Source organism: Amycolatopsis sp. NPDC114503, assembly GCF_055633655.1.
This window is the reverse complement of sequence record NZ_JBVKDT010000019.1, coordinates 139409-148394: the sequence shown is the minus strand read 5'-3', so window position 1 is coordinate 148394 and position 8986 is coordinate 139409. Positions and strand designations below refer to the sequence as shown.

Below are 8986 nucleotides of genomic sequence, written 5' to 3'. Positions count from 1 at the left end.
CTATCGCCTTTACTTCATGCCAACTACCGCCTGTACTGGGCGAAGAACTACAACGTCAGACGACCCGGTGATGCCAACTACCACCTGTCGTCACAATGCCGGGGAACGGCAAGCCCCGCACCATGAATCGCCCGACCGACCCCTTCCGCATCCCATCTTCGAGGCTTCGAGGCTTCGAGGCTTCGAGGCTTCGAGGCTTCGAGGCTTCGAGGCTTCGAGGCGAGCGGAGCACGCGCGAAATCGCCCGCGCCCGACTTTCGGGCCTACAAGCCGATGCCCCGGGCACTTACCGTGATGTGGTCTAGACCTCTCAGGAGAGGAATCTCGCGATGAAGTTTTCCCGCTCCGCCGTGAAAGTCGCGATACTGACCACCGTGCTCGGCACGGTCTCGGTGTTCACCGCCGTCCCCGCCCTCGCACACGGGTCGATGGGCAACCCGATCAGCCGGATCATGCAGTGTTTCCAGGAGGGTCCGGAAAACCCGCAGTCCGCAGCGTGCAAGGCCGCCGTCGCGGTGGGCGACAGCTGGCCGATCTACGACTGGGACGAGGTCAACATCGGCGACGCCAGCGGCCGCAGCCGAGAGATCATCCCGGACGGCAAGCTGTGCAGCGCCGGCCGGGACAAGTACAAGGGGCTCGACCTGGCCCGCGACGACTGGCCGGCGACCACGATGCCGAGCAGCGGCCCGTACACCTTCCAATACCAGCTGACCGCCGCGCACGAAGGCACCTTCGAACTGTACGTCACCAAGCCGGGCTACGACCCGACGAAACCGCTCAAGTGGTCCGACCTGGAAGACACCCCGTTCTACAAGCAGGACAACCCTCCGATCGCCGGCAACGCCTACCAGCTCCAGGCGAACCTGCCCGGCGGACGCACCGGCAGGCACCTGATCTACTCGATCTGGCAACGCCACTGGCCCGACTCCGGCGAGGCCTTCTACTCCTGCTCGGACGTGATCTTCAACTGACACCTGCGGCCCGGCTGGCAGCGCCCCTAGACGCGCTCAAAATCCGACGAGAAAGAGGACACCGGCACCAACGAGACCAATTTCCACAAGAAGGACAAAGATACGTTCGCTGATCCGGCCGACAACACGCTTTCCCGCCCAGGCACCGAGAAGGGTGGCGGGAGTCAGAGCGAGACCGAAGATCAGGACCCGCGACGTCAGCAGGTCACCCGCGCCATAGGTGGCGATTTTGGCGAGGTGCATCGTCAGGGCGCTGGCCGCTTCGGTGCCGATGTAAGCGCCACGAGTCAAGCCGAGAGCGAGGAAGAACGGGGCAGTAAGCGGGCCGACCGAACCCAGCAGCGCCGAACCGAGCCCGGACGCAGCACCGACCACCGCGAACGACGACTGCGCAGGCGTCCGCGGCCGGCGTTGCACCCGTCTCCAGACAACAACCCCGATGAGGAAGGCACCGAGGATCCGCTTAAGCGGCGCTAGCGGCACATGGGTGAGCAACAGTCCCCCGGCGACCGCGAACGGTACGGCTCCCAACGCAAACCAGCCAACCAGCGACCAGCGCAGCTCCCGCCGGTTAAGCCAAACGCGGGAACCGTTGGAAGACAACTGCGTCAAGGTCAGCATGGGAACGGCGACGCGCAGCCCGAACAACGCGGTGAAAACCGGCAACAGCAAAACCCCACCGCCAAACCCGGCCACCGCGGAAAGCAACGCGAGCACAAACGCGGCGAGGGAGGCGGCGAGCAAGGCTGGCAGCAGATCGACCGGCACCGCCCCAGGCTGCCACCCACGCCGCCCCCACGCTCCGGGCACCTTCCGGAATGCGGCCCAGTGCCAAGCGGGCGTTTGCCAATGCCGCCCCGCTCAGCGCATCCTCGCGAATGCGGCCACCGCGCTCAGCACACCCTCGCCGACGCCGACCCAGCGCGCCTTCCCCAATGCCGCACCCGCGCCCGACGCACCTTCGCGAACGCCGACCCAGCGCCCCAACGCACCCTCGCCAATGCCGACCCCGCCCCGCGCATCCTCGCCAACGCCGACCCCGCCCAACGCGCCCTCACCAACGCCGACCCAACGCATCTTCGCCGACGCCGACGCCGACCCCACGCCCAGCACACCCTCGCCAACGCCGACCCAGCGCACCTTCCCCAGCGCCGACCCCACGCCCAAAGCACCCCCGCGAACGCCGCCCTCCCTTGAGCCCCCAGAGCCAAGCGGACCAGGCACAACCCACCCCTCCCAGCCCAAACCCCAAGCCACTAGGGGTTGTCCCGCACCGCCCCGCCCCGAACACTCCTGGTTTTGTGACTGCAGTGGACGAAACACCCGCGAACGCACGCACAAGCCGGTGGATCCGCCGTTTCCACCCGACTGACCAGGCACGGGCGCGTCTGGTGTGCCTCCCGCACGCCGGCGGCTCGGCGACCGCCTACTTCCCGCTCTCCGCGACCGCGGCGGGGCAGGACTTCGAGGTGGTTGCCGTCCAGTACCCCGGCCGACAGGACCGCCGCGCCGAACCATGCCTGGACACGGTCGCCGCGATCGCCGACGCGATCACCGGCGACCTGGCCGACTGGACCGACCTGCCGGTGGTTTTGTTCGGCCACAGCATGGGCGCCACCGTCGGCTACGAGGTAGCCCGCCGCCTGGAGGCGCAGGGCAATCCCCCGCTAGGCCTCTTCGCCTCGGCCTGCCGGGCCCCGTCCGCGCAACGCATCGAGTTCATCCACCAGCGCGACGACGACGGCCTCATCGCCGCGCTGAAGGAACTCAGCGGCACCGACGCCGGCGTACTCGGCGACGACGAACTGCTGCGCATGGTCCTTCCCGCGATCCGCGGCGACTACACCGCCGTCGAAACCTACCGGCACCAACCAGGTGTGGAGCCAAGCTGCCCGATCCAAGTCCTGGTCGGCGACGCAGATCCGGTAACCGACCTCGACGAGGCCGAGGCCTGGCGCGACCACACCACCGGCGCCTGCCAGGTCAAGATCTTCCCCGGCGGCCATTTTTACCTGAACGACCAGCTCAACGCCGTCGTGCAGACGGTCACCACAACGCTGGCCGGATGGCAACCGGGAATCTGCCGGGGATAAGGGTGGGGAAACCCCAGGGAAGCTTCAGGAGCACACCCCATGGTTCCGGCCCGCCGGTTCCGAGAAACTAGGTACATCAAGGAAACACCCCCTCAACCAGGAGGCCATCATGATGGCGATCACCACCGCCCCCGGCGTCACCCAGCGCATGCTCGCCAACGGCCACCTGGAGCTGACCTGCCGCACGACCCACCGCCACGTCGAATGCGAGCCGGTGGCCGCCGCGATGTGGATCGCCCTGAAGCAGCACAACGGCGACGTCGACCAGGCCGCCGCCACCCTCTCCGCCCTGTGGGAAACGAACGAGGACGACACCCGCTACGACCTCATCGCTCTCGCCGGTTCGCTGTGCTCGCTGGGCATGGCCACCGAGTCGTAACCGCAACCGCCTCGAGCCTCGCAGGTGCCGGGCCGGTCCGAACGAAGCAATGGCCGCGGCTGCCCTGACGCGCGGCCAGGCACGGTCTGAACGCAATCGCCTCCGGACGGTCCAAGCAGCCCCGCCCGACGCACTCGCCTCCAGCCGGACCAAGCAGCCCTACCCGACGCACTCGCCTCCGGGCGGTCCAAGCGACCCCGCCCAGCGCAATCGCCTCCAGCCGGACCAAGCAACCCCGCCCGACGCAATCGTTTCCGGACGGACCAAGCAACCCCGCCCAACGCAGTCACCTCCGGGCGGGCCAAGCAACCCCGCCCAGCGCAGTCGTCAGGACTGCTCCAAGGCCCGCTCAATCGCCCGACGCGCCCGCCCCGCGGCCGTCCGGTCATGCTGAAGCTGCATGGCCGCGTTCAATGCCAGCCCAGCGGCGATGATCTCGAACAGCGCCTGCTCGACGTCGAATCCGGCAGGTACCTCACCGTTCTCCACCGCCGCCTCCAGGTCCGCCCGCAGCTGATCCCGCCAGCGCGACCACACCTCGGCCACCGCGTCGCGAACTCGCCCGGGGCGACCGTCGTACTCGGTGAGCGCCGCGGTCATCAGGCAGCCGCCAGGCAGCAGTGGTGCTTCCAGGTAATCCACGGAGTTGGCGCACACCGCGCGCAGCCGCCGCAGTCCCGGCGGTTCGGGCAGCGCGGGTTCCACCACCCGATGCCAGAAGTCCACGAACGCCTTGTCCAGCGTGGAGATCTGCAGCGTCTCCTTGGTGCCGAAGTGCTTGTGCACCCCGGACTTGCTCATCTCCAGCTCCTCGGCGAGCCGGCCGATCGTGATCCCGTCCAGCCCCTCCTCGGAGGCGATCTCGGCCGCCCGCGCGAGGATCCGGCCCCTGGTGGCCTGCGCTTCGGCCGCTGAACGTCGCGGTGACATGCGCCAAGGATAGCGTACGGGCGTTCACTATTGCTTAGTGAACGCCCGTACGCTAAATTTCCGGCGACCACCGAGATCAAGGAGCACGAGATGCGGACGCGACGACTGGGCTGGGCCGGGCTGGAGATCGAAGCAGGCGGCGAGCGGCTGGCGATCGACTACGTCCAGGACCTGTCACGCTGTTCACCGGATGGAAGTCCGGCGAAGGACTGGCGACGCCGAGCGGGAAAGTCACCGCCGCGCTGGTCACCCACCTGCATCGCGACCACACAGACGCGGCCGCGCTCGCAGAGGTGCTCACCCCAAAAGCGCCAGTACTCCGACCAGCACCCGGTCATGGCGACGACGTCGACAACGTGACCACACTGCCCGCCGAGCACGAGCTGGTACTGCACCGGCTGTCGGCCGAAATCGTGCAGCCCTGGTCCACCAGAGAAATCGGACCGTTCCGCGCCACCGCGGTCCCCGCCGTCGACGGACTGGGCGATCCGCAGCTGAACTGGGTCGTCGAAGCCGACGGGCAGCGAGTTTTCCACGGCGGCGACACGATGTTCCACGGCTACTGGTGGCTGATCGCGCGCCGGTTCAGCCCGTTCGACGCGGCATTCCTGCCCGCGAACGGCGCGGTCGTCGACGCGCCGCATCTCCAGCCGCCGAGCCCGCTGCCCGCCGCGATGGATCCGAGGCAAGCCGCCGCGGCCGCGGAAATCCTCAACGCCCGGTATGCGGTGCCGATGCACTACGAGGCCGAGCAACCGGACAAGATCGCGGGCTACGTCGAGGTTTCCGACCCAGAGGCCGACTTCCGCCTGCATGCCGGACGGCGCGCACGAGTGCTGCCCGTCGGGGAATGGCTGGACCTGGCGCACGCGACCGAGAACTCCGCAGTGGCAGCGGGTTCCGGCGACCAGCCCTAGGTCGTGAGTCCTGCCTGCAAACCAAGACACACTGCGACCGCGACCGCGGATAATCCATTGTGGACTGTTTGACTGGCCTGTCTCAACAGGCTCCGGCCACGATCCCGCCAGTCGCGGCGAGCGCTCGGCGATCAGCCGCACAGACTCAGCCAGGCTAGCTGCCGCGGAAGACCGCATGAGAACCTTCCCCGCCCGCGGTGGAGAGCCACGAGGATTCTGTCGGGTGACGTCGATCGTCGTACTGGTAGCAGCCGCACCCATGCGAGCGTGTCATGGAGGACCTCGTGCCATCGCACGGTCAGCAGCCCGCTCTGGCCCGCGGTTTCCGCGCTCCGGCGAAGGCCAGCAGGTCAGCGTTGAGCTGCTGGCGGTGCGAGAGGTGGAGCATGTGCGACGCGTTCCGGTAGACCACGAGCGTGCTGTCGGGAATCAGATCGGCCGAGCGTTGCCCACAGGTCTGGAGCGGGGCGAACGCGTCCTGGTCGCCGTGCGCGATCAGGACGGGGATCCGGATTTCGCGCATTTCCGGCCGGAAATCCGCTGCCAGGTTGGCTTCAGTGCAGGCCACTGCGGCCTGAAGCGACACTCCCATCCAGTCGCGGATGGCCCGATCCTTCTCCAGCTGCGATATCGCGCAACCGGGCAACTGGTCGCCGAAAGAGGACGAGGCGTTCTCGAGCACCCACTGGTCGTACCGCGTCCGAAGCTGGTCTAGCAGTGCCGCAGCAGCTTCGGGATCGACGTCCAGTTTCGGTGCCGTCGAGCCGACCAGCGCGATGCGGGCGACTCGATCGTCTCCGTGTCTGCTGAGGTATCGCACGACCTCGCCGCCGCCCATCGAGTGGCCGACCAGGGTGACGTCGGTCAGGTCGAGGGTGTCGAGGACGGCGGCCAGATCGTCGGCGAGAGTGTCGAACTCGTAGCCGGCGCCAGGGTCGTCGGACCGGCCGTGGCCGCGGCGGTCGTGGGCGACGGCGCGGTATCCGTGCTCGGCCAGGTGCAGCATCTGGTGCTGCCACATGTCACTGCTCATCAGCATGCTGTGGACGAGTACGACGGGGCGTCCGGAACCCCAGTCGCGATAGAAAAGTTCGGTTCCGTCCGCGGTGGCGAGATGAGGCATTTCGATTCCTTCGGTCCGGTTGGGATCTGCGAGCCAGCCTCGCCGCTGCCATCGCGGGAAGGTCGATACCGACCATCGGACCGGACTCTCCCCCGGTGGGAGACTGCAGAATGGCGGCCATGACCGGGTACCTGTCCATCGGCGATTTCTCCCGCGCGACCCACTTGACCGTCAAAATGCTGCGCCACTACCACCAGACCGGGCTCCTCGAACCGGCCGATGTGGACCCGTACACCGGCTACCGGCGCTACACCGACGAGCAGTTGCCTACCGCCCAGGTCATCCGTCGATTCCGCGAATTGGACATGCCGCTGGAGGAGATCCGCGCGGTACTGGCCACGAGCGATCCGCAGGCCCGCAACGACCGGATCGCCGCTCACCTGAACCAGCTCGAGGACGAACTCAGCCGCACCCAGCGGACCGTCAGTGCATTACGGGACCTCCTCGCGCCCGAACCCGCCGCGGACGCTCCCGAGGTCGAGTTGCGTCGCGTGCCTGCCGTTCCGGCCGCGGTGATCGTCGGGACTGTCGACGCGCAAGATGCGGTCGCGTGGCTGCAAGGCGCGCTCGGCGAACTTCACGCGACCCTGGCAGCGCAGCACCTGTCCCACACCGGCCCCGTCGGCGGGATCTACTCCGACGAACTGTTCACTCACCATCGCGGGCAGGTGACCATCTTCGTCCCGTGTGCCGGGCCCGTCCGTCCTGTGGGCCGAGTTTCGGCTCAAACCGTTCCCGCCGTCGAGTTGGCGGTCATGACGCACCACGGACCGCCCGCCGACGTCGACCGCACCTACGCCGCCCTCGCGGCGCACGTCGCGCGGCATGCCCTCGCCGTCGACGGTCCCATCCGCGAGTACTACCTGGTCGGCCAGCGCGACACCGCCGACGAGACCCAATGGCGAACGGAGGTCGGCTGGCCGGTCTTCCTGACCGGCCCCGGCGACGCGGCTCGCTGAACGAGGCTGGGCAGGCGAGCCGCGAGCAGGCTACTATCAGTTCAGATGTTCTTAGCATCTGATTAGGTCATCTTTCTTGAGAGGAGCCGGTCAGCAGTGCGCGTGCTCTTCACCAGCCTCGCGTCGGTAGGGCACACCTACCCGCTCATCCCGCTCGCGGTCGCCGTCAGGGAGGCTGGGCACGAGGTGCATTTCGCTGCCGGGGAGAACGTTCACGCGTCCTTGCACCGCAACGGATTGCGGCCCTTCCGGCCAGCGGATGCGTTCTACGAGATCTACGCCGAGGATCTCGAACCCGACCTGGCGCGGCTGCGGCCCGACCTCGTCGTCCACGAGTGGGGGCAGGCGGGTCCGGCGATCGCGGCGCGGCGGGCCGGGGTTCCCAGTCTCTGGCACGGGTTCGGCCGCATGTTTCCCGACGGGATCGGGCTGGAGCGGCCCGCCCTGGACCGGCCGCATCTCGACATTTGCCCGCCGTCCTTGCAGGACAAGGACTTTCTCGCGAGAGCGGAGCGGATCGAGCTGCGGCCGGTCCCCTATTCCGAGCCGCTGCCGGAGTGGCGCGTCGAGAGGACGTCGCGGCCGCTGATCTACCTGACGCTCGGCACCGCGTTCGGCACGCCGGAGGTGCTCACCACGGCTATCCGGGGTTTGACGGCGCTCGACGCCGACGTGGTCGTCGCAGCCGGGAACGTCCAGCTTGGCGCGGTGCCGAAAGATGTCACGGTACGGAGTTGGGTGCCGCAGGCGGAGTTGTTGCCATATGTCGACGCTGTCGTACATCACGGCGGCAGCGGTACGACGCTCGGCGCGCTCGCGGGCGGGGTTCCGCAACTGGTTCTGCCTCAGGGAGCTGATCAGTTCGGCAATGCGGAAGCGCTCAGCGTCGCTGGGGCTGCGTTAAGCATTCTTCCTGGAGAGCTGAGTGCGGAAAGCGTTGCGGAAGGTGTTCGGAAACTGCTGTTACCGCGCAGTGGGCACCGAGACGCGGCGCGGGCGATCGCTGAGGAGATCGCGCGCATGCCGTCGCCCGGAGAGGTTGCCCGCGACTTGCATCGGTGGACGGAAAACAGATAGCTGTCGATTCGCGGACGCCCAGTTCGTAGCCACAGTTACTGGGGGACACATGGTCCCGAATTCCTCGATCACCGCCTTGGCCTCTACACCGAACCGCAGCGAATGGTGTTGGGGGCCAACACTTACCGCGCGCACGCGGCGATGGTGGCTGCCGCGCGGGAAGTCTTCGATCCTTGGGTCGTCCGGATGCGGGACCTGCCGGCGACGATCGTGTCTTCCACGCTGGAAGTCCCGCTCGACTGGCCGGACGCGACTGTCGCTCGCGGCAACCGGGTCGACGTCGTAGCACGGCTCAAGGAGGAGTCCGCAGTGCCGTTGCGGTCGCACGGCAGCCTCACGCTGAACCGCGCGCTCATGGCGGCCGGTTTGGTCGACGTCGTTCAGGTGACGTTGTTTCCGGTCGTCACTGGGAAAACCGGGGCCGATCCGGTCTTCCTGGGCAGCGGGGGACTTCAATCTCGAACTCCTCGAGACCCGGACGTTCGACGGGCGTCGCCAGGAATTTCGTTACCGGTCGAGTCTTCACCGGTAGGC

General features: G+C 67.7%; 10 protein-coding genes and 1 pseudogene. 7 read left to right on the top strand and 4 right to left on the bottom strand.

The features are described 5' to 3' along the window. The first annotated feature begins 329 nt into the window (after nt 1-329). Nucleotides 330-974: a lytic polysaccharide monooxygenase auxiliary activity family 9 protein gene (locus ACZ7OI_RS45745; RefSeq protein ID WP_470270371.1), complete on the top strand. Its 645-nt coding sequence runs from the start codon at nt 330-332 to the stop codon at nt 972-974. Nucleotides 975-1010: 36 nt separating this feature from the next. Here the strand turns inward: ACZ7OI_RS45745 and ACZ7OI_RS45740 are convergent, their stop codons facing one another. Together ACZ7OI_RS45740 and ACZ7OI_RS45735 are read right to left on the bottom strand one after the other, a co-directional pair. Next, nucleotides 1011-1742: a sulfite exporter TauE/SafE family protein gene (locus tag ACZ7OI_RS45740; RefSeq protein WP_470270370.1), complete on the bottom strand. Its 732-nt coding sequence runs from the start codon at nt 1740-1742 to the stop codon at nt 1011-1013. A 93-nt stretch (nt 1743-1835) separates the two neighbouring features. Next, nucleotides 1836-2135, bottom strand: a complete 300-nt coding sequence (locus tag ACZ7OI_RS45735) for a hypothetical protein (RefSeq protein ID WP_470270369.1) — start codon at nt 2133-2135, stop codon at nt 1836-1838. A 149-nt stretch (nt 2136-2284) separates the two neighbouring features. Here ACZ7OI_RS45735 and ACZ7OI_RS45730 point away from each other — a divergent pair, with 149 nt between their 5' ends. Then, nucleotides 2285-3067, top strand: a complete 783-nt coding sequence (locus ACZ7OI_RS45730; protein WP_470270368.1) for a thioesterase II family protein — start codon at nt 2285-2287, stop codon at nt 3065-3067. Nucleotides 3068-3176: 109 nt separating this feature from the next. Then, a complete protein-coding gene (locus ACZ7OI_RS45725) occupies nt 3177-3446 on the top strand; it encodes a hypothetical protein (RefSeq protein WP_470270367.1) in 270 nt (89 codons plus the stop codon). A gap of 327 nt (nt 3447-3773) precedes the next feature. Here ACZ7OI_RS45725 and ACZ7OI_RS45720 read toward each other — a convergent pair whose 3' ends face one another. Next, a complete protein-coding gene (locus ACZ7OI_RS45720) occupies nt 3774-4376 on the bottom strand; it encodes a TetR/AcrR family transcriptional regulator (protein ID WP_470270366.1) in 603 nt (200 codons plus the stop codon). 56 nt (nt 4377-4432) lie between these two features. Here ACZ7OI_RS45720 and ACZ7OI_RS45715 point away from each other — a divergent pair, with 56 nt between their 5' ends. Beyond that, nucleotides 4433-5293, top strand: coding sequence for an MBL fold metallo-hydrolase (locus ACZ7OI_RS45715; RefSeq protein ID WP_470270375.1), 861 nt, complete (start codon nt 4433-4435; stop codon nt 5291-5293). 298 nt (nt 5294-5591) lie between these two features. Here ACZ7OI_RS45715 and ACZ7OI_RS45710 read toward each other — a convergent pair whose 3' ends face one another. Next, a complete protein-coding gene (locus ACZ7OI_RS45710) occupies nt 5592-6416 on the bottom strand; it encodes an alpha/beta fold hydrolase (protein WP_470270365.1) in 825 nt (274 codons plus the stop codon). A 119-nt stretch (nt 6417-6535) separates the two neighbouring features. On the opposite strand from ACZ7OI_RS45710, the gene ACZ7OI_RS45705 reads away from it, so the two are divergent. From ACZ7OI_RS45705 to ACZ7OI_RS45695, 3 genes and pseudogenes are all read left to right on the top strand, one after another. After that, nucleotides 6536-7375: a MerR family transcriptional regulator gene (locus ACZ7OI_RS45705; protein ID WP_470270364.1), complete on the top strand. Its 840-nt coding sequence runs from the start codon at nt 6536-6538 to the stop codon at nt 7373-7375. 96 nt (nt 7376-7471) lie between these two features. Beyond that, nucleotides 7472-8452, top strand: a complete 981-nt coding sequence (locus ACZ7OI_RS45700; RefSeq protein ID WP_470270363.1) for a glycosyltransferase — start codon at nt 7472-7474, stop codon at nt 8450-8452. Nucleotides 8453-8554: 102 nt separating this feature from the next. Then, a pseudogene (locus ACZ7OI_RS45695) lies at nt 8555-8857 on the top strand (dihydrofolate reductase family protein); the annotation flags it as partial. Between the last annotated feature and the right edge of the window lie 129 nt (nt 8858-8986).